The organism is Niallia sp. FSL M8-0099, assembly GCF_038006945.1.
In the GTDB taxonomy this organism is placed as follows: Bacteria; Bacillota; Bacilli; order Bacillales; family Cytobacillaceae; genus Niallia; species Niallia circulans.
This window is the reverse complement of the sequence record NZ_JBBOWF010000003.1, coordinates 177782-199163: the sequence shown is the minus strand read 5'-3', so window position 1 is coordinate 199163 and position 21382 is coordinate 177782. Positions and strand designations below refer to the sequence as shown.

20 protein-coding genes are annotated in these 21382 nt (G+C 31.8%); all 20 read right to left on the bottom strand.

Features of this window, described 5'->3' with window-relative positions; translation table 11 throughout:
• Window positions 1-314 precede the first annotated feature (314 nt).
• The gene (locus NSQ92_RS25300; protein WP_341123872.1) at window positions 315-3278 is read right to left on the bottom strand and encodes an SIR2 family protein; all 2964 of its coding nucleotides are present in this window, start codon (window positions 3276-3278) and stop codon (window positions 315-317) included.
• A gap of 1205 nt (window positions 3279-4483) precedes the next feature.
• A complete protein-coding gene (locus NSQ92_RS25295; protein WP_341123869.1) occupies window positions 4484-5131 on the bottom strand; it encodes a hypothetical protein in 648 nt (215 codons plus the stop codon).
• A gap of 4 nt (window positions 5132-5135) precedes the next feature.
• Window positions 5136-6482 carry a hypothetical protein gene (locus tag NSQ92_RS25290; RefSeq protein WP_341123867.1) on the bottom strand — a complete coding sequence of 449 codons (1347 nt, stop codon included), beginning with the start codon at window positions 6480-6482 and terminating at the stop codon, window positions 5136-5138.
• A 13-nt stretch (window positions 6483-6495) separates the two neighbouring features.
• A complete protein-coding gene (locus NSQ92_RS25285) occupies window positions 6496-6831 on the bottom strand; it encodes a hypothetical protein (protein WP_341123866.1) in 336 nt (111 codons plus the stop codon).
• Window positions 6832-6902: 71 nt separating this feature from the next.
• A complete protein-coding gene (gene lepB / locus NSQ92_RS25280) occupies window positions 6903-7436 on the bottom strand; it encodes a signal peptidase I (protein ID WP_053215780.1) in 534 nt (177 codons plus the stop codon).
• Window positions 7437-7455: 19 nt separating this feature from the next.
• On the bottom strand, window positions 7456-7749 hold the full coding sequence (locus NSQ92_RS25275) for a hypothetical protein (protein WP_047944123.1): 294 nt from the start codon (window positions 7747-7749) through the stop codon (window positions 7456-7458).
• Window positions 7750-7962: 213 nt separating this feature from the next.
• On the bottom strand, window positions 7963-8808 hold the full coding sequence (locus NSQ92_RS25270; protein WP_341123865.1) for a hypothetical protein: 846 nt from the start codon (window positions 8806-8808) through the stop codon (window positions 7963-7965).
• 14 nt (window positions 8809-8822) lie between these two features.
• Complete coding sequence (locus NSQ92_RS25265) at window positions 8823-9230, bottom strand: hypothetical protein (RefSeq protein WP_341123864.1); 408 nt, start codon at window positions 9228-9230, stop codon at window positions 8823-8825.
• 15 nt (window positions 9231-9245) lie between these two features.
• Window positions 9246-9557, bottom strand: a complete 312-nt coding sequence (locus NSQ92_RS25260; RefSeq protein WP_047944126.1) for a DUF2325 domain-containing protein — start codon at window positions 9555-9557, stop codon at window positions 9246-9248.
• 96 nt (window positions 9558-9653) lie between these two features.
• Window positions 9654-10100, bottom strand: a complete 447-nt coding sequence (locus NSQ92_RS25255) for a response regulator transcription factor (protein WP_047944127.1) — start codon at window positions 10098-10100, stop codon at window positions 9654-9656.
• Between the two features lie 164 nt (window positions 10101-10264).
• Entirely contained in the window at window positions 10265-10813 is a 549-nt protein-coding gene (locus tag NSQ92_RS25250; protein ID WP_341123863.1) for a hypothetical protein, read from the bottom strand.
• A gap of 20 nt (window positions 10814-10833) precedes the next feature.
• Window positions 10834-11391, bottom strand: a complete 558-nt coding sequence (locus tag NSQ92_RS25245; RefSeq protein ID WP_047944130.1) for a hypothetical protein — start codon at window positions 11389-11391, stop codon at window positions 10834-10836.
• On the bottom strand, window positions 11384-12064 hold the full coding sequence (locus NSQ92_RS25240; protein ID WP_047944131.1) for a hypothetical protein: 681 nt from the start codon (window positions 12062-12064) through the stop codon (window positions 11384-11386). Before NSQ92_RS25240 ends, NSQ92_RS25245 begins: the two co-directional genes overlap by 8 nt.
• Complete coding sequence (locus tag NSQ92_RS25235) at window positions 12052-12702, bottom strand: hypothetical protein (protein ID WP_341123862.1); 651 nt, start codon at window positions 12700-12702, stop codon at window positions 12052-12054. The genes NSQ92_RS25240 and NSQ92_RS25235 overlap by 13 nt, the downstream gene beginning before the upstream one ends.
• Window positions 12703-12987: 285 nt before the next feature.
• Complete coding sequence (locus NSQ92_RS25230; RefSeq protein ID WP_341118253.1) at window positions 12988-13716, bottom strand: hypothetical protein; 729 nt, start codon at window positions 13714-13716, stop codon at window positions 12988-12990.
• A gap of 10 nt (window positions 13717-13726) precedes the next feature.
• Window positions 13727-14326 (bottom strand): hypothetical protein, encoded by a 600-nt coding sequence (locus NSQ92_RS25225; RefSeq protein WP_341123861.1) that lies wholly within the window; start codon window positions 14324-14326, stop codon window positions 13727-13729.
• A 229-nt stretch (window positions 14327-14555) separates the two neighbouring features.
• Complete coding sequence (gene ltrA, locus NSQ92_RS25220) at window positions 14556-16370, bottom strand: group II intron reverse transcriptase/maturase (protein ID WP_341123860.1); 1815 nt, start codon at window positions 16368-16370, stop codon at window positions 14556-14558.
• 573 nt (window positions 16371-16943) lie between these two features.
• Window positions 16944-17894 carry a hypothetical protein gene (locus tag NSQ92_RS25215; protein ID WP_341153314.1) on the bottom strand — a complete coding sequence of 317 codons (951 nt, stop codon included), beginning with the start codon at window positions 17892-17894 and terminating at the stop codon, window positions 16944-16946.
• A 60-nt stretch (window positions 17895-17954) separates the two neighbouring features.
• Window positions 17955-19754, bottom strand: coding sequence for a group II intron reverse transcriptase/maturase (gene ltrA, locus NSQ92_RS25210; protein ID WP_341123858.1), 1800 nt, complete (start codon window positions 19752-19754; stop codon window positions 17955-17957).
• A gap of 692 nt (window positions 19755-20446) precedes the next feature.
• Entirely contained in the window at window positions 20447-21247 is an 801-nt protein-coding gene (locus NSQ92_RS25205) for a hypothetical protein (protein ID WP_341153313.1), read from the bottom strand.
• Window positions 21248-21382: the final 135 nt, after the last annotated feature.

The following is a 21382-nucleotide window of genomic DNA, read 5'->3' as shown; positions in this document are numbered from 1 at the left end:
ATGCCAAACCCCTTTCGGTCTCTTGGCCAGTTTTGTTAAACCATATTGCTCGAAGTCAAAGAAGATGGCTCACATTTCTTGTGATTGTCTTTTAAAAGCAACAGCTTCTAAATCCAAGTGTAATCTATCATAAGTAACTATCATGAGATTCTAGTAGGGAGTATCCCTTTATCATGCCAAATGTAATCCATGTTGCCTTTTAGACTGTACTAGTGGTATTGGTAAAATTTTTCTGCAAAACTTGCAACGATAACGTTAACGCCCATTATATTTACCTAATCGAACTACATGATTTCATTAAAAGAAGGGCCTTTTCAAAATCTTCTTACATACAGTTCATTAAAAATATCCTTATATTTTTCAAACGTTTGATTTCCCAATCTCTTTTCGAATAAGTTATATACAGATTCCTTGAATCCTTCTCTCTTCATTAAAGTTTCTATTTCTTCTTCTTTTAAATATAGAAGTAAATCTATATCAGTTAATTTAGGATTTTCCATATTAAACACTAAATCGAAATATTCTGAGTAGCCATCAAAGGAATGCACATACTCTTCAACTTCTTCTTTTTTAAGGCAATCATTTCTATATAAATCTGTTAATATATTTAGGTTTCTTTCTACAGGATCTGGATGTAACTTTATATTCTTATCTTGAGTACGAATTTTTTCTACTGTATCTTCTATTATAATTTTATTAATATCTTTGTCTGCAATAACAACATTGTTAATCAAAATGACATAGTAAAAATATAATTCATTAAAATCTAACGAACTTTGCTTAGTCTTTATTTCTTCTAATAAACTTTTTATTACTTCTATTATTAATAGTTTATGATCCTCATTTAAAGCATTAACTATCGGAACCAGTAGTTTTCCTAAAATTTCATATAAAAAATTATAATGGTTTTCTTTATAGGATTTCTTTACTAAATCTATAATATTAGATATTACATCTCTTTTTATAGGATATTCATTATAATCGGTATATATATTAGTCAAATTTCTATAAAATCCATTTCTATCAAATTCAACTATTCTCTTATTCTGTAAGTATGTTTTTAAATATTTCTCCAAATAATCTGATACAGTCTTTTGGAACAATACTTTTTTATTTGCTACCGAAACTATAAATTTATTTAGATATTTAAATTCATTTAGATAAATTTTTTCATTTATAAGTAACACTAATTTATTTGCGATATCATTTGCCTTTTGAATACTTAGGTTCGATTTCGAAATTAATGTTAATAAATTAAAAAGATATACCTCGCTTTTTTCTTTGTTTTTATTGTTTAATATATTTTCAATTACTGTATCTAAAACTTTCATAATATACTCAAAAGCTTTAATATTAAAGTTTATTTCTTTAATATTATAGTCTATCAAAATATTTTCTAAATCACTTGTCTTTAATTTTGTTACTATTATATACACTTCAAAAAGATCCAATTCTTCTATTTTATTTGCAGAAATTCCGCTGAAGAAACCTTTCGTGTTAGGGTTATTTTGAGTGCTATAACTCGCAAAAACACCTTCTATAAAACTTAAATATAAATATTTGATCTCTGTATATTTATTTATGCATAAATAGTTAGACTCTATAAACATCCAAATATTACTTATTATATGGAAATTTTTATCTATCGAACTATTAAAAGAAAAACCGCCTTTCTCAACAGTACGTTTAGTCTTCTTTAACGTATCTACTTCTTTATTTAACTTATTTTGTACTTTATATATTAAATTAAAGTCTTGGATTTCCTTCAAAAATTCTATACTCTTTCTTTCTTTGTATGGAAGATTGTTGTAAATATCTTCGAGGTCTATTTCTTTAATTTCTATTTCTAAATCATCATTTACTTTATGTGAATTAACTAAAAAATGTCCTACATGTTTTCTATTAAATTCAGAAATAAAATAAATTAAATATTCCTTGTCTTTAAAAGTCTTCAATGAAATAGTCTTATAATATTTATACGCATCAAGAAAATGATCATGTTCATAATATGTATATGCTTGATTTAACATAAGAAAATAATCTTCTCCCTCGATAAGACTCGTAAAACTATTTATATCTATAGGACTTATTAAACTATCTTTCTCTATAATTTTAATCATCAAATCATCTAAAAACTTATCTTCACTCTCAATACTAAATAATATCTTTTTTTCTATAGAAACTCCCTGAATATTTGCCTTTTCGAATATTTTTATAATTTTATCAAACATCCAGTTATCTTTATATTGGTCAGCATTTGAAAATATCTTTAATAAGGAATTTTCACCATTTATAATTGTTAAAGTTCTATCACCAAATAAATCATAACCCACTGACTTTAACCCTAAACTTTTCACAATTTGATCTGGCATAATAAAATTCAAATTCTCAAAACAACTGAGTTTTTCATAAATACCTTCTAAGTCACTCATCTTCATTGATTTATCAAACGAATTAAAATAAGTTAATATATCAAATAATCTATTTCCTCTCCAATTAGATTTATCAAACACATTATTATTTGGCAAATTATTGACTTCATCATCATACAAAATATTAATACCACGATTTTTATAGTATGCATGCTCTATACGGGAATATCTTTTACTACTTTCAATTAGATATGCTGGTTGGAAATGATTTCTCAGTATATTTTTAACCCATTGAAAAATCAAATTAAAGTTTGAATCATTCACTGAATATCCTATAAAGAGAACAGTATTTGTAGCTATTAAAGATTTAATATAACTTTCTATTAATGTAAAATTTGATGAATAATTTAAGTAGTCATCTTCCTTTAAAACAATATTTCGATTTTCAAAATCACCATGCATTTTAATAATAGTTTTATTAAAATTGTCATACGGGAGGTCTAAATCATGTTTTACAGTATGAAAAAATTGGCCTTCTTCTATTGCAGCTTCTTCTAGCAAAGTATCGTAATTGGTAGTAATAATATGAGTAGGCTTAAGCTTAAATATCTCCTTATGTATTGGATTTGATTTATATTTCTTTTTTCGAAAAATTTGATTTAATTTTTCGAAATACTCTTTTTCTCCCCTTTCATTAAAATAGTATTGAGGGATCTTCATATATAAATCCGGTGATTTATCCACCTCAAAATCCCCTAAATCTTTTGCAAATTCTTTAATTAATTCATTCCAAGTTGGCATTCCTGAATTCGCCGAAACTCCTGCTCCTACGAAAATTACTAATTTATTATTTTCACTCGCTTCTTTAATTTTTTTTATACTAGTGTCTAAAAAATAGTCAGCCATATATTTTTACTCCTTTAATTAAAGTTAGATTCTAACCGTATTTTCCATTCATAATTACTTTGCTTTACATGTTTTAACCTTTTAAAATTTAGTCTTGATAAGTCTTTAGTATATTCAAACTACTACTATTATAAATAAGATCCCTAATAGTTTTTAAAATAAGATGCTCTGTTTCATTATTATCTATACTTAAAATCAATGTGGATAAACTCTTGTCGCAGGTGTTGCAATTTCTATTACATAGAATTCTTTATTGCTTATCCTATTTTATATATAAAACTATACAGCACGATTTTCTTGTTCCATCTAATAACAATGAAAACTTTCTACCTAATGGCAAATAAACTATTTTCATTGCAAGATGATAATTACAGGCATCTTTAGATAACAATTGAATCATCTTTATAAAACTTTCTAACCCTTGGCTCTTAATATCCTTAGCAATCTGTAATGTGTTAAATTCAATCGGTCGAATCATACCACCATAAACCGATTCATCCACCCACGATTTATTGCTTCTTATTTAGAACGCCACCACCTTGAACTTAAATTTAGATATAAATATCACCCTAATTCACTTCTTGTATATCGCAAGACTCTTTCTGTACTATTGTATCATTGCCAAAGTCAAATTGTGTAACCTACACAGGCTGATTGGTATCCTGCTTTAAATGTTCGGCAGGATTGTCATTTAAAATAATTTCAGATCCGCCTTGATGTTGTGAATTTCTATATTTACGGTTACTTGGTGTAAAAATTCTTTTCTTAATTTGTGAAGCATGTTCAAGAGTATCTAATTTTCTTACCAAGTAACTAAGTATTTTTGGTTGTCCGTTTTCGTTTTCTACATATATGTTATAATCGTCTTTTGATAAAAAGAGCTTGTTTTTTTATCTTCATATTGTATGAAATGATATTATAATTCTCGAATTGATAATTATAATCGCCCTCATCACGAACATCAAAGAAAAACATTTTAGTATTTGTAACAAAAAAATAACTAATCCAACTATTCCTATTAATGTTAGGAGTGCCCCTACATCATCCTATGTCCATTTCCAATTTTCTTTTTTCTCTGTAATATCCATAATAACTTCCCCTTTTACTAACCTATCATTTCTATCAATGATTTAATCCAACCAAGTATCTTCAGAATGGCACCCAATACATCAATATAGAACAACATACCTGATCTCCTTCTCTATTTATTTGATCTTGTTGATCAATTGCACCTTTTTTATATTTTGTTCCATAGCTAAATGATGTTTCTCCAATAAATCTTTCATCTTTTCATCTTGATAGATTTTTACTTTTTGACTAGCCTGCTTTTCAATTCCATTAGCATATTCAGAAATTTCCTTAATAAAACCTATAACTCTCTCTATCTCTTTTTTTAAATCCTGCTCAGAAAGTTTTTTAGAGAGGTCTTCCAATGACGAAATCGAATAAATAATTTCTTCATTAAAATGAATCACAAAATATTCTTCTTTAATTTTTGATAAAGGAATCAAAATTTCATTTCTGAATAAGTAATAATTGCTATTGTCCAGCTTGAAAGCAAATCTCCTTTTATTTACTTCGTAATAACGGTTACTTACCCTCAGATTTTCTTTTCTCATGGACCAAATCAGATTCCATTTCGGATTCAGAGGGACATATTCATTAATAGGAAAAGAAAACTCAATAACTTTCCCTATGCTCTTCCCATAAGGAATATCAATTTCATTTATAAAACTTACCTTTTTATGATTTTTTAATTGGTCCAAATATTTACGAGAATAATGAATCTTAAATAATAATGAACCAATAAGAAAAACCAACAGTATTTTTTCTATCCATAATATTATTTGCATGTTATTACCTTCTCCCTTTTATAATGGTCATTTTAAGCTTCTTCCGATCTTTTAAACCATTGCTTAACATTATCGCTATTGAAATACATAAAGCACCTATAAAGACGATATGCAGCAGGATCTTTAAATCATCTAGTGATAAAAAGGGGGATTCGTTTTTGCTACTTGCCTTTTTCTCATCATCAAAGTTAAGCTTCCACATTCCTCCCTCATATAAAGCTTTAATTTCAACCTCAGTTGTTTTCTCTATATAATCCTCAAAAAATCCAGGATATAGATGAGTTAGATTAACTGTGAAAGAATACATTTGATCATTTTCTTTTTTCTCTTTAAGTATATCTATTGATGATAACGGGTTTTCGTTTTCACTAAATGCTTCAATCATTTCAGTTTTAATTTCTTCATCTGTCTTCCCCTTTGTAAAGCTTTGATTTTTAGAGACCAAAGTGCTTGCAGCCCCATAGTTTGCATTTATTACTTCTTTATAATATTTAGTAACTACTTCCCTTGGGGTTAAATCATGTTCATCGATCACTTGGTTAACAGCATCATCTACTAGATCAAAAGTTAAATACCATTGATTTTCAAACTTAATAGCGACGATTCTTTCTTGATAGGTATATTTTTTGGAGTCAGTTAACGAAGCAGTAAACAAAATACTTCTTCCATCGATTTCCTTAGCATCTTCTATGCTAAAAGTAGCAACAGAATTACCTTTGCTAGTATAAAATTGGGATATTTGTTTTATTACTTGTTGAATATCAGAGGTATTTCTCTTATCTTCAGGCACTAATTGACTTTCAATTTCCGGTTTAGATAGTAACAGCTCTTTAATTGCTGTTCCATAATTCCCTTGTCTTATTAATTCATAATAACTATTTACCTTTTTGCTCGCCTCTTCCTTTTCTTCTTCAGTAATCGGTTCAGTATCCTCAACAGGTTTTACATCTTTCAATTCTTCAACTTTAACTGGTTCGCCTGTTTCAGCAGAAACGTATATCGGATCTCCTTCATTGGTCACAGAATCTAAAATCAAATACACACCAGCAGTGGTTAATAATGTTTTGCTAAAATTATTCCCCTTATAATAAGCTTGTCCTTTATATTTATTTTTTCCTTTAGTTGCATTTGCTGCAGCATTTTTACTTTTAATATTACTAGGACTAGTTTTTGCATTGGTTTTTGTATTATTTTTTGATTTCACTGAGCTAACCTTACCGCTATTAATAGAAGAACTTTTCACACTAGAACCTCCGGTTTTCCCTAAAGATACCTTTGCAGAGGCTGTACTATATGCTGTGAAAAATAATAAAATAATACTGAGGGTCATTATTGCTATTTTTTGTTTCATTACATTTTCCTCCTTAATCAAAAGATGAAGAACTATCACTTGAAGAGTCATTACTATAATCACTAGATGAATAATCATAAGAATTATTGTTTGTATAATCAGAACTACTTGATGACTCGTTTGAATTTTCAATCATTTCCCTTAGGACATTTCCATTTTCAAAATAAAAATTATTATTGAAAAACTCATTAGAGTTTTTGTTAGTTTCATAACTGCTTTTATTAGAGTAACCTTTCAATTGCCCATTTTTCATTCCACTTCGTTCTCTTATTTCAGTACCATTACTTACGTTTATGAATTGTTGGATTTTTCTATGTTCCAAACTGTCTCTTCGTTGTTCTTTTTTCAACTCCGTTATATTTCTTTTCAAGTAGTCAATAACAAACATTAACGATATAACACATATTAGAAGAAAAATAATCATTTAAAACTATCCTTTCCGATTGAAATAGACACTTTGTTTAAAGGCCAATAACGCATTCCAATGCAGCCTTCTACACTTTCAATAGGAATTGTTCCTATTTCTCTACTATCCGTACTAAATTGTCTATTATCCCCTAATACAAATAAATGATCAGCTGGTACTTTCCCCACTAAAGCATAATCTTCCGTATAAATATCTTTGTTTTTAGGTATAAACACCTCATCAATAGCTTCATTATTTATAAACAATTGATTGTTCTTGTATTGGACCGTTTCACCTGGCAACCCAATTACTCGCTTTACTATTTTCTCTCCTGATGGAAGACGGGCAATTATGATTGAAAATCTATCCGGTGTATTAAATTTATTTATTAGAACTAAATCACCATTCTGTAGTGTAGGCTTCATAGATTCTCCATCTACCTTTAAAGGAACAAAAATAAATGATCTTACGATGAACAATACTATAAAAAAAATAAGAATTTTCCTTACATATGTTTTCATTTTTGTTCTCTCTTCTTGACTCATCATCTTATATCTATACTCCTATCTATTTTCGAAAACAGCCTATATCAAATAACCTTCCACTTTTTGTTACACCTGTTTCTAAAGTTAATATCCAATCATAGACATCATCTAGATTAAATCCATTTATCTTCAATTCTTTTGGGAATTCTATTTCTTCCTCAAAAATTTTATATAGCTTTTCTTTGGCCGTTTCAATTGGTCCAAATCCATATATATATTGATGTTTTACCTTCTTCCCCTCTCTATAAGATTTACGAATATACAAATACACCTTTCCTTTAGAGGTTTTCTTAGTTAAGTAACCCACCCTTTTCATGTACAACCTCACCTTTTTGTTTCTCCTACAAGTTGAAATTTTCTATATGTAGGGGAAACCCGTTTCAAAAAAATATTCCATTATAGATATAAATAGCTTTATCCAACCTATCAAACAAATCCATAACGGAATGGAGAAACATCCCCCTAAAAATACCCCTTTTATTAGGTTGCCTTCTAAGGTTTCTATTACTTCTTGTCTGATCAAATTAATTCATCCTTTTTTAATGATTTCTATATATTCGTCCGATTTAATTAGTAGATTGGTAAAACTCTTATCGTTAAATGTATTTTTATGTAGGTGTCCCCAACAAAGAATGTACTTTCCGATTAATTCTTCATCCGTATAAGTGAAATATTTAAAGTATTTTTCAAAGATAACGATTGAAAAAGGGATATTATTAATTTTTTTAAAGTTCAAGTAAATAACTTTTTCTCTTCTATTTATTGCTTCTATCTCTCCATGAACTAAATAAGGAAGGTTAAGTACAGCCATATCAGACCATAACTTCTCATGAGCTACCTCTTGGGACAAAATCAAATTGGAAATAGGGATTTTGTGGCCTTTCACTTGAATTAAAATACTACTAAGAATATCTGGTTCATAAGTGGAAAACAATTTAACAATAGATTTCAGTGAGCTTATGCTGTTAGGAGGAGCGGTTTCGTTTTTTATTTTAATAGTTTCCTTATTCTTTTTTTCTTCATCTTTGTCTTCTCTTTGGATTTTTCTAGGTTCATAATCAGGGTCTAATTTATTAAAACTTAATTTAATCACTGTTTCACTTAACCCTTGATCTATAAAATCACTTTGATAGTCATTAATTTTCGAAAGGCTCTCTTCAAACGATAGAGGTCTGTAAAATCCACAGGAAGAAGTGTGCTTAGATTCATTTTTACCTGTAGTTTTAAAATATGGTGTTGTTCTTTCGTTACCTTTTACATGAACCAATGGTGCCTTGCAGCTTTTATCGATACAATAAATTTGTTGACTGTGTAGTTCATCATTATATTCATTAATAGAGATAATTCTTCCATCACGAATCATAGCTGATATCATTTAATGTCTTCCTTTCATAACATAAATTTAGCTTTAACATATGTGCTCCAATTAACTTGGCGGCACTTCCATTTATACTTCTTCTCTTGCTTTCTCAAATAAGATATAGTTGCTTTTCTAATATTTTTTGCAAACTCTAATGCCTCTTCCATCTCAGAAAAGGAGAATGTCGTTCCGCTCAAAATATAGTCCTCTAAACAGTCCTGATCCTTTGTTAGCAAACTATCAGAGAAAATGATTTTTGCTCCTTTATTTCTACTAAACAAATGAAAATGTTGCTTTTTAATTTCTAAATGTATGGTTACCTTTTGGTAAGCTAATTCTAATAAATACTTTTCAAATTTTTCATCTGAAAAAGAAATTTTATAAAATACGCAAATCTTACCTTTTACACCTTTAATGTCCGTAGTAATGAAGAACATTATCTTAGCTCCTTTTTATGCAGACAATCCTTCAAAATAAGCAAGTGATGATTGAATTGCTCCAGTTACTCCGCGTCCTTGATGATAAACAATTGTTTTGTTTTGCTCTTTGCAAATCTCCTTAACCATAATCATAGATTTACGATTTATTGCCCCTTTTAACACAACTACACAATCCGCCTTATTGATTAACGTTTGGTATTCTTTTTTATTTCCTGACTTTTTCGATTCTCCAGGATGATGTAGCACTTTAAGCTCAAATCTGTCGCCCATTTTTTTGAACGTTTTATCTTGATTTCCACCAACAACCAACAATGTATTTGCCATTATGATCACTCCAATTACTTAATTTAAAATAATCATAACACAAAATACCACAAATACAACTATTTTTTTAATAAAACAAAACTTTCATTACATCATTCACAACCGAATCTCTTCTTTTGTTTTTAAGACATTAACAAATCGGTTATATTTTGATAAGATATATGCACCTATATCAGGGTGAACATAGATTGTTCCATGTAACAATACGTTTTCTATCGCTTCAGTCATTTCTTTAGTAGGCATTCGTTTGGATAAAAAACCGTTAAACATATTTAATTCAAAAGGAAACCCATTATCATTTTCCTTAATCAAAATGAACTTAGTACCATACTCGTACAAAGTCTTTATCTTATCCATAGCTTTTACTTCTTTTAAAGCCTCTTGTGTGAGAATTATAAGTTTTGGCTCACCACGTAAAGTATCTTGTAGACTATCTTTTGTCGAGACTATATAATCTTTACCGAATTTCACCTCCAATAGATCTTTAAAGCCTTTGCGAAAAGTAATATTCTCATTTTCAACAATAAAAATACATTCCTTCATAGCTGGTCCTCCCTAAGAAATCAAAAAAACCCTATCTTAAGTAAGACACCATAAAAGTGTCTAACTCAGATAGGGTTTTTCCCTTTAGATATTCAATTAATTGATATTATTATATCCTTTGAATCGCTAGATATCAACGTTTACTTCAAACTTTGATGGCTTTGTTAGTTTAGAATATGTCCATTGAGTAAGGTTACATATCGCCCTATACCATTTTCATCAATATACCAAGCTATTCGTGATGCTAAACCTATTGATGCATTATGATTATGAAGTGGTACTGCCGACTTATAGACTTTTTCTCCAGGATTAGGACTAACTAATACAATTGGCTTCTTATAATCATTAACTATCCAACAACCGTATTCTTGACAAGGAGAAACATACCAATTGGCATCCGTTCTTCCAGCTGGAAAATCCGGTTTAAAAGGATAGCACGATTTTTCTAAGGTTTCAATTTGTCCTTGTATCTCAGGATAAGAGATTTCCTCTTCTGCTAATCCATCCAATTCTTTTTGATTTATTTTTATATCCAGTTCCAAACTACTTATGGGTAAATATCTACTACATTTTGAAACAACGAACGGATTATCTACATCTACCTTATTCTTAATTGAACAGGATTCTGTTAAAACATCATAAAGATCACAAGAATTCCGGCATGTATAAGATATTTCTTTCGCATTTTTTGTATTATCTACTACTAAAGACAACAAGATATCACCTTCTTTATTTATGCTGCACCAAATGCATATGGGATTATAAAGCTAATAATCAATAGAAATCCCGCAGATGCCCATAGTCTCTTACTCCATCTACCAAATTCAGGGTGTTTCAAAAGTTTATAGAATAGAAACATCACTAATCCAACTAATGTCATTCCCACTACTGTATAAAAACCAGATAACTGTAATAAGTTTATTACATCAGTTGCAAACAGTGTAACATTTGTTGTGTTTATTGTAAATAATACAATTAAAAAAATACGAATTATAAAGAAAGAAATTGGAGCCCAAATTAGTACACCGGTAGCCCCTTTCATAACTTGCCCAGTTTTTGTAACAATTGAATACCCTAGCCTAACAACTCCAACCAGGAACATTATCGTAAAAAGAGATGAGAATAAACTAGAAACTATCGGTGCAGAATCATTTATGGAATTTCCCCAATTTGTAATCATATCATCCATAGATGGAGCATCACTAAAGGGATTTGCCATTGCTTTTGTAGGAATCAATAAAATTGTGATTATTATTAATGACATAATCGTTTTGACTTGGCTTCTAATCATTAAAGATCCCTCTTCGTTGATGAACTTTAAAAGTGAATTTGGACTCAAAAGTAGTGGATTGCATTCTACCATCAACAGCATAAACCTTATGTGAATAACTGAAATTATTGGCATTCTGATCCATGATATTTTCTACTGTAGCTAACCACTGAGAAATAATTTGTTTATTCACAGGTTTTGTTTTTGCCTCTTTTAAAAGAGGCGTAATTTTATTACCAGGAATTTTTAAACTTACATGGATGAGATTTGTCATGTATTTAAAACCACTTACATCAAAAAATTGGATGAAATTCCGATATTTTTCTAACACCTTAAATTGCTCATATAATGTACTCATTATTTTTGCCTTTTCTAGGCTTCCAGATAGTGGGATACTGATTGTTAAATCAATATTATGATGGTTCATTTCTCCTGAAGGTAAGACTTCTAAATGTCCTTGAAATGGACAATTTAAATCATCGCATAATGGTGAAAGCCAGCTATAATTAGCAAATATAAGATTTTCTTTTACATTTTCATAATAGTCATCTTCTTGCTTTATTTTCTCTGTACCAATTGGCCCTATTAAAACAAACTTATCTCTCGTTTTAAATTCTAATCTCGATAAGTTTAATTGTTTTTCCTTAATTGTTACCATAATCTCATTTATACTTTTTTCTCCTATACGAACCATTTCCATTTCTCCTTTTCATTTTTAAATTGTATTGGTTTTATCATTCCATTTTGGACTTTAATTTTTGTATAGAACGGTGTTTCTGGAAGATTGTCTATAAAATTATCAAAACTTGCTATCCATTGTCCTAAAACATCCGTTTTATTTTCATTTATTAAATAGGATTTTTCCTTAGGGTTAAGGTAAATTCGAATTTGATTTAACTGTTTTCTTTCTCCTTGAACCTCTATCGAATTAATTATGGGAAAAAGAGGGATGAGCTTTTTAAATTTGCTATATAATTGGGATAAAGTTGATAATTTATCAACTGCTTCTACAGGGATAATAATCTCTATATATTGCTCTTCCCGTATAAATTCACCTCTATCATTAATTTCTAAATTTACTGTAAAATCATGAACTTTAAGAGTGCTTAAAGGCAATAAGCTTCTCTCGTACATATTAATTACTTCTTGAGATAGCACCTCTAAGTAATTTTTCTTGAGTGACGTATTAAATGTATCTCCATATAAACAACCAATATAGAATTTATTATCTTTTATCCTATAATCTAAATTTAGTTTTTGAATATAACGATTGTCATCCTCAATCACAGACAATATAGATTCTAAACCAGCTGTGTTGATTTCAGATCTCATTCCACTGCCCCCTTTAGATGGCTTTTTATAATTTCTTTCATTTTTTTTATCATTGATGTACATTAGTATAGTATTAATATATATAGTAAAACTGTCGAAGTTTGTCGATTACAGGGATATTTTTACTAATTTTCATGAAAAATTCACCAAAAACTAGTTAAATAGACCTTTACTGGTGGATTTGTACCCGAGAGGATTCCCCCTTCACTAAATGAACAAATCCTAATTTGTTCATTTAGTGAAGGAGGTGAACTAAATTCACTTCCTCCGAATAGCAAATAACCCTTAAATTGCAGCTGCCTCATATTCGATTTTTTCATCCGGGATAATATAATCTGATGAAACAGCATGTTCTAAAATTTCTATCTTTAAAACTCTTATATTTTTTCCTTCTCTTTCAATTTCTAAAGACAAGGAATCCTTTCTATTTATTCGATACACACTTTCGCCAATATTTATCCACGCTCTTTTACCATCTGAAACATGAATATATTCCTCTTCCATACCTAGAACAGATACAAGCCAACGCTGCTTCCCTTGTAAATTATCAGCTATTTTTGTAGTGGGTATATCATCCACTTGATCCTCTATTTCTGAATTTACTTGTTTATTTCTACATTCTCGAGAAGTTGTGGTATTTAAATCTGTAAGGTTAAGTTCCTCTTCAAGAGGTCCACTTTGCTCGTCACATAGTTCCTCAAAATTAATTTCTTTAGTCAAATTCGATAAGTATTCTATTGTTCTATCATCTAATTCTGAAACAGTCGGAGTAATATGATAAATATTAGTTGGGCGCATAACTTCTTCCCAATCATCTTCCTGTATATTTAGATTTTGAGTTTCTTCTAAATAAATAATTTCATCTTTCGATTTAGGTTCTGTCTCTGTTGGAATTAATCCATTCTCTAAATAATACTGTTTCATCTTTAAATCCATACAGACTGCATGGAAAAAATATTCTATTAGAAAATACATATATACAAACCAATCTAAATTTATCGTAATAGTATGCATTTTTATCCTCCTAAAATAATTCGAATGCCAGCTGACCACTGACTACTCTAAGTTTATTTTTCTTTTCTGGTTTTTCCTCCACTAAATCAAACAAGGAAATTTGTGAACTATCATTATTTGTTTTAGACTCCCTCTCACTTCGAGTTAAATAGTCTACTATTTCACCATCAAGAGCTGAATCACTTCCAAAAGCAGCATATAAATCTACTTCCAATATCATTTCGTTAAAATGAAAACCAGGAATTTTACCTTTCTCTATATTGCTAGCGATAGTTTTAGATTTTCTTATAAGAACATTTCTTGAACTGTCAGTTTTAATGTACTTATTAGCCCATTCTTCGAAATATTCTTTGTTTGATTTTAATGAGAAATTCTTTGGTTTTCCAATATTAGAAAGAATTTCTCTAGCTCTATCAGACGCTTCTGCAACCCATTCTTCCGTACTTCCTTGAAGCACATTTCCTTTCTTTATCGACTGTATTAACATGGATTGTAAATCGCCAGTATCCCCTAACATAGCATTCAATCCATCACTTGAAACATCACCGTTAATAGCACCAGCAGCTTTATTCTTCATGGCTATCAATGTTGCCATTTGTTCTTGGTACATATTTTTATACGCTAAATAATACAGTCTACACTCCTCAGTTTGTTTTATTCTCCACGCTCTTCGTGCAGCTTGATTAATTGTAAATAAAGACCAACTAAATTGATAAAATATCAATGTTGGAGTACATAATAGTCGGGTAGGTCGGAGATGTTACCACCTCTTTCCCCCCTAAGAACCGTACTTGTACCTTTCAGCACATACGGCTCAAGCCATCTATCATCCTCTCAACTTAATAACGGAACTTCTTGAATGCTCTTTTCATAAGATTAATAGCCTTTTTACTATTCACGTCTTTGATACCATTGCTTTCTAGGTAGTTTACGACTTTTGGTAATTTCTTACCTTCGCCATAATTCTCTAACAATACATGGTGTGTTTTATGACATGATTTGTGTAGTAGTTCGAGGTTATCATAACTATCAACTCCGCCAATTACTACAGGCACTATATGATTGCTTTCAATTGGTTCTATTCCTTGTAAGGATTCACCACAAATTCTGCATTTGTATCTGCTCTTTTTCGCAAGTTTCCTTTTAGCATTAGTATTTTCCCTATTGAATATTTTCTCGTCACGTTTATCAAAGTAAACTTTAAGCGATGCGTCAAATGGACTATTATATTGTTTGATCTTTACGTGTCTTTCAATCTTAGTCCAACTCATGCGAATAAGCTGTTTCGTATTATCTTTTGGACACGTTAGGAGCCACTTGTCTTTGCTTACGCCTGTATTGTCTGGTTTAAAGTACATTTTCATCAGTTTTCTAAATGAAGTTCTATGATGTCTGTGTTTAAGGTAAATTACGACTTTTTCATTAACATAAGTATCAATGTCTCTGAAAATTACTTTGGCTACTGTTGGTGACCAATAGTTTGCAATCCCTTGTAATACACGATTCAGTTTTTCAATTAGATATGCTGTTTCTCTGCCTTTTCCCCAGTCGAATACTTCCTTGATTTTCTGTTTAGCATTTTTGACACTTTCAAGTGATGGTTTAATGAATAATTTATTTCCATCCTTAGTTGGGTATTGTTTGAAGTTAAATCCGAGGAAATCGAATCCTTCACTAATATGAACAACTCTTGTTTTCTCCTTTGCTAACTTCAATCCACGTTTGTCTAGATATGGTTGTAATTTTTCGTACATCCCAACGGCTTGTTCTTTCGTAGGGCAGACGATAACGAAATCATCTGCATATCTAACAACGCCAACTGACGAGGTATACAATGTATCTCCCTGTCTTTTAGAGTGGATATATCTTACTCCAATTTCTTCTTCCATCCCATGTAATGCTATGTTCGCTAACAGTGGTGAGATGATTCCGCCTTGTGGTGTTCCCTTGTCTGTTTTATGGAATGTAGCATTGTCAACGTATCCACTTTCCAACCATTCTCTAACGATTTTGTTATTTGGGAAGTTTTTAATTCTTTCCATAATAAGGTCGTGGTTTAAGTTGTCAAAGCAGCCTTCAAAATCACCTTCGAAAATCCACCCCTTAGCGCTTCCTCTGCTTAATTTCACGAATAAATCGCTCATAGCGTCATGTGCGCCACGTTTAGGTCTAAATCCATACGATGTCATTTCAAATTTTGCTTCCCACTGTGGTTCTAGAGCAGTTTTAAATACGTTTTGGTACACTCTATCAACAATTACAGGAATGCCTAACGGACGTTTCTTTCCATTCTTTTTAGGGATATATGTTCTTCTAGCCGGTTTAACCTTAATATTTCTTATACTGTACATTTTAAGTTTGTTGTATAATTCAACTCGCTCTTGCGGAGTGTTAGAAATATATCCGTCTATACCAGCTGTCTTTTTGCCTCTATTTTCTTGCGTTACGCGCTTAATACTTAACAGTAAATTCGCTTTACTTCTAAGTAGAAGTCTTTGTAATTTCCTTACTTTTCTCGTTTGTTTAAGTTGTTCGGCACGATAGATTCGTTGTTGAAGTTTCCTTACATAGCGATTAACTTTCATCCAATTAATTGAGTGCCAGTTATCCACCAGTGGGGAAACAGCCGACGCAACGTACTCGTTGGTTTTCATAACATATCTCCCTCTCTTTAAGGATTATTCTTTTCGCTTTCTATTCGTGTTGATGACCACGTGGAAGTCTGCAATCTTTCGATTTGGGTATTGCCCTATTCGACGGCTTATACAAATGAGTTTTCACCTTAACTTTCGTTATGTCGACATTCGCTTTCTCCACGTTCCTTTACCCTCTACATATTGTGGTTTCCTTACGGTCACCCTACCTTAGATGAGAGGAATGTATAGGGCTTACCAAGTTTCACTAATAATAGATACGTTAGGTTAGGCATCCTTCTTTACTCCGGTGGATCTATGGGTCATTTCGCAGTTCCTCGACCGTAGAACTTTTCCTATCCACATCTACAAGCTTGTTCAATCACAGTACGCTTGTTGTCGGTAACGAAGACTACAAAGGTTCAGCTTACGCTTATACCTTCCTAACTTTCCCTAGCTCTTTTGGAATTCTGTGTAAATTCCTCCATTAAGCATTTAACCCTCATGCAACCCAACAATTCGATTACTCGAAAAGCAGTGTCGGGCGGGAACGTCCTCAATGACTAAGACGGTTTCTTATGGAAACACTATTATTTAGCAACTTCTTGTCGCACGGTCTAATCCTACTTTCACTAATTCTTGAGATACAATACAAACATCATAATTTTCTTTTTTTATCTTTTTTTCTAACCATTCACTTCGTCTATTTGTACTTGTTGAAGAAGTATCCAGGATACAGACCTTAGCACCAATCATTTCTAAAATATGCTTTAATCGTGGTCTAACATCCCTACCTTCAACGCTTGACCCGGTATCTCGAACATAAACAATAGATTTTCTTCCTTCAGATATCTCGCCCTTAATTATTTCCTGTAACTTCTTCTCTTTACTAAGAATTCTTTCTTGTTCAAATGGTTCTGGCTTCCAAATAAGTTCACCATTCATATAAAATGCCGGATAAGTAAATGGATTATCTGGGTATGAAATTCCAGTCTGAGTTAACGGCATATATAATTTAAACCCATCTTCTAACTCCTCAATGGATCTTTCAAAAGTGTTGACCATTCTCAGATAATTTTGTTGAAGATCTTCATCTGGTTTCACTAGTATAGTTGGCACATTCACGAATTCAACTGGATCTGGCCAAACATCAACTAATCTAACAAGTACTGTATTTTGTACAAGAAATTTTGAAAAAACAAACGGTGAAATACCTGGTAGTATTTTCTCGTTTCTTTTTGTCCCACCTCTTGATTGCTTGTTTGTATATTCAGCATTGGAATCTTGATTATAAGTGGTAGTTTCAATTACCCCATATTCTTCGTTCCATTTTCTAACTTCAGAATATTTATAACCATTTTCCACCATCAAAGAAGGAAACAGCCTCCATAAGGTATAATAAATATCTTCCGCTTTTCCACCAAATAATGTTCCCGTTCCTCCAACCACTTTCTTAGCTGCAGCTGCAATACTTCCAAGTGCATTTCCTTGAGCACTAGTCGATGCTTTCAATATCCATAGGTAAGAATTTGATGTTATCTCCAACTTTTCCCCGGATCCACACCGTACGTGAACCTTTCAGCTCATACGGCGCTCCATCTAGATTTATCTAATAATAATCCTTTCGAGTTTACATAGCTTCCTGAGTTGGTTTAGTTTCTCGATTTGTTTAGTGTGAAGGTTGAATCTATTAACATACTTTAATATGGTTTCTTCCTTAGTAGCGTGTATCGCTATGTGTATATCCTTATGAACAACAACAAGGTTTTGAAATTCGTCTGTTCCACCAAGAGAGGTAGGCATTTTATGATGACAATGAACGTCAGCTGCTTTGAGAGGTACTCCAGTAACATGACATCTTCCTTTTTGTGCGGAGTATTTAGATAATCTATTATCCATATACTCTACACTTCTATTAGGAAGTCTGGATTTCATTAGTTCAGCTAGTTCTTTATCCCAATCAAAGACTTTTTCATCAGTGTATGGGTTAATTGCCTGCGAATAATTTAAATTATTCTTGGTCTTCACTTGACTTATTGGAAATAGGTACACACCAGCAATTCTGTATGTTTTACGAGTATTTTCGTAAAACTTTAGATATGCTCCTATTTCTGGAAGATTAATAGGTTTACCATACCATGCTATCTTTTTAAGTCGGCTTTTGAGAGTTCGAAGAACTCTGTATTCAATATCGCTCATATCATTAACAATGTGAGTAGCGTATTGGAAGTTATTTTGAACTCCTAATACTACGGAATTGTAAAGATTGGCGTTACCGGCCGTAGGATGTTTGTGTATGTTATGAATTCTATCCTTCAATTTCGCGATGATTTGTTTTTGTTTGTCGTCATCAATATGAGAATAAAAGACTCTTTTGTTTCCTTTTCTAACGGCTTTAAATATATAACCTAAGAATGAAGAAGATTTCTTTCTAAGATTTATAATTTTTGATTTGTTAGGTGATATTTCAAGTTTTAGCCTTTTGTTTAAAAAGTCCACGACTGCATGAAACCACTTAACTGCTGATTCATAACTATTGGTCATGATTCGAAAATCATCAGCGTATCTCACTAAGAATCCCTCTTTAAGTTTGGAATTTCTTCTAAGGTTTGTATATTTCGAGTGATTTACAGAGTATTTATACCTTGTTTCAAAGCTTTCCCACTGGTCTGCTACCCATTGGTCTAAATCATTTAGAACTATATTGGATAGAAGAGGTGATAAAATTCCACCTTGAGGTACTCCTTTTGATGGTATGCCTTCTCCTTTAATCGGCGCTTTAAGCATTTTACTTATGACCGAAATTACTCTCTTATCCCTTATGCCAATATTCCATAATTGTTTGAGTAGAATGGAGTGATTCACGTTATCAAAGAATCCTTTTATGTCAATATCAACCGTGAAGTGGTATTTATTGATATTTACTAGCGTTTGAACTCTTGCAACAGCATGTCTTGTTGTACGTGTTGGTCTAAAACCATATGAGTGATTGTAGAACTTTCCTTCACATATGGGCTCAAGTATATTTAAGAACATATGCTGTACTATGCGGTCTCTTATACTCGGAATACCTAAAGGTCTTTTCCCTTTTGAATAATTTTTAGGTATCCATACACGTCTGACTGATTTGGGTTTGTAGTTCAATACTAGTTTTCTCAAATGATGAATAAACTTATCTTGATCAACTTTAGCAAGGTCTAGAATGGTTTGGTCATCCGTTCCCGGAGTCTTTGCACCCATATTAGATTTAACTTGCCGATATGCTAGCAAGATATTTTCATCGGAAATAATAATCTCTAACAAATCCTTAAAGTTTTTAGTACCTTCGCGGCTCCTCTGAAACAAATCATTTTGTATTCCCGTGAAATCGTAATATTGTTTATGTCGATTTGCTATTGCGCTCATTGGTGTAGAAATCATCTCCTTAAAGTGATTTCCAACTCACCTTCTTACCCGAAAGATGAGCTACAACTCTAACTCGGATTTTAATTAGAATTCTAGACTTGGGTCTATCCCTCCACTATGTTTCCATAGCTTCAGCGGTACTGTGACCCTACTTTCACAACCATAAACACACTTCAATTCGTAAGAATCTTATAGTGACCTCCCCACTGATAGGTGTTTAATTAGGAGTTGGTTGCTTACCACGTTCCGATATACCTAGCTTTGCATATACCCTTAGATGGTCGCTTTACACCTGTGAGCCTTATAGCCTCATCGTTGGCTATCCCGATTTTCATAACGAACAATTTTACTCATCGGTATCTCACCCTACATTTAGTAGTACGAAGGGTTTCCCAATCGTCAATCCTCTAGGCGCGTACATTCGCAATCTTCGTCAGTTCCCCACGGAACATTCTCATCATAGGTATTTTATAGCGTCCCGGCCTATCTCCAACCATACCTTCTCTATAAGAGTGGCTTCAGATTTGAATTCAGCCGACTTCACCTAGTTCCATACAGAATGCTTGTATTTCTATCAAATACTTGCATGTAGGAGTATCAGACTGTCGGTTTCAGCTCAACGTGACGGCTTTCATTTCCGACATCGGTATATCAGTTGTATCTAAGATTATTCTTAGACCACCTATTTCGTATCAAACGACACTTATAAGGTAACGTGTCACACGTTCATGAATCTCATCCACAATTGCAATATCAAAAAAATTTTTCATTTTTCTTCGAATGTATTCAATACTAGCAACTCTTCGTGGTTGACCCTGCTTTTTTGGTACCTCTTTTTGGTTACTTTGAATATGCTCTAATAAGTTCTTATTTCCCTCTTTAATGGCATGAATCAATTTCTTTTCATATACATACCATTCTTTTATTGATGAATAACGAGTTGCTACCTTCTTGGTCCATAAGCTTTCTCCACATTCTGAACAAAAGGCATTTGCGGGCTTTTGTGTATTTTGGAGCCTTCTTCCAGTTCCGAATTCGTCTTTATCCATGGTTCTTGTAGAACGCACTTCTATTTCTTTAGAAGGTTCATCCGTATCAGGAATCATTTTTATATCTTCAATTACCTGGTGAGCCTTTCCACAAGAAGGACAATAATAACCATATCGATAAGGTAATCTATCTTCACTTTGCTGTTTACTAGTTTTTTTCTGACTAAATTGAACAGCCGGAACGATAGATGAATCTCCTCTCATGGTCGTAAAAGATATAACGAAAAAAACTGGTTTTTTTGGTTTCTTTCTTCCACTCATTAACCAATCACGATGATAATTAATTAATTGACTCGTTCTTTCAATTACTCTCACTTCAGCATGAGGAATTATTTCTTTAATCTCTTCTGGCCACTTTTTAGTTAAAGAAGGTGGGCACATTAAAACACTATGATATCCTTCTTTATTTTTCATATCCGATAGTACATCAGCCACAGCAGTCATAATGGTACTTTATGTGTGGCATCCCAATCCGTAAGGATTGAGGTAGCCACTACCCATTTCGGGTGCGATAGGTAAGAATTTGAAGTAATCTCCATCTTTTCCCCCGCCTCACACCGTACGTGCGATTTTCACCGC

Coding starts and splice junctions, on each gene's coding strand:
- NSQ92_RS25300 (WP_341123872.1), bottom strand. CDS start 3,278: ATGGCTGACTATTTTTTAGACACTAGTATAAAAAAAATTAAAGAAGCG.
- NSQ92_RS25295 (WP_341123869.1), bottom strand. CDS start 5,131: ATGCAAATAATATTATGGATAGAAAAAATACTGTTGGTTTTTCTTATT.
- NSQ92_RS25290 (WP_341123867.1), bottom strand. CDS start 6,482: ATGAAACAAAAAATAGCAATAATGACCCTCAGTATTATTTTATTATTT.
- lepB (WP_053215780.1), bottom strand. CDS start 7,436: ATGATGAGTCAAGAAGAGAGAACAAAAATGAAAACATATGTAAGGAAA.
- NSQ92_RS25275 (WP_047944123.1), bottom strand. CDS start 7,749: ATGAAAAGGGTGGGTTACTTAACTAAGAAAACCTCTAAAGGAAAGGTG.
- NSQ92_RS25270 (WP_341123865.1), bottom strand. CDS start 8,808: ATGATATCAGCTATGATTCGTGATGGAAGAATTATCTCTATTAATGAA.
- NSQ92_RS25265 (WP_341123864.1), bottom strand. CDS start 9,230: ATGTTCTTCATTACTACGGACATTAAAGGTGTAAAAGGTAAGATTTGC.
- NSQ92_RS25260 (WP_047944126.1), bottom strand. CDS start 9,557: ATGGCAAATACATTGTTGGTTGTTGGTGGAAATCAAGATAAAACGTTC.
- NSQ92_RS25255 (WP_047944127.1), bottom strand. CDS start 10,100: ATGAAGGAATGTATTTTTATTGTTGAAAATGAGAATATTACTTTTCGC.
- NSQ92_RS25245 (WP_047944130.1), bottom strand. CDS start 11,391: ATGATTAGAAGCCAAGTCAAAACGATTATGTCATTAATAATAATCACA.
- NSQ92_RS25240 (WP_047944131.1), bottom strand. CDS start 12,064: ATGGTTCGTATAGGAGAAAAAAGTATAAATGAGATTATGGTAACAATT.
- NSQ92_RS25235 (WP_341123862.1), bottom strand. CDS start 12,702: ATGAGATCTGAAATCAACACAGCTGGTTTAGAATCTATATTGTCTGTG.
- NSQ92_RS25230 (WP_341118253.1), bottom strand. CDS start 13,716: ATGCATACTATTACGATAAATTTAGATTGGTTTGTATATATGTATTTT.
- NSQ92_RS25225 (WP_341123861.1), bottom strand. CDS start 14,326: ATGTACCAAGAACAAATGGCAACATTGATAGCCATGAAGAATAAAGCT.
- ltrA (WP_341123860.1), bottom strand. CDS start 16,370: ATGAAAACCAACGAGTACGTTGCGTCGGCTGTTTCCCCACTGGTGGAT.
- ltrA (WP_341123858.1), bottom strand. CDS start 19,754: ATGAGCGCAATAGCAAATCGACATAAACAATATTACGATTTCACGGGA.
- NSQ92_RS25205 (WP_341153313.1), bottom strand. CDS start 21,247: ATGACTGCTGTGGCTGATGTACTATCGGATATGAAAAATAAAGAAGGA.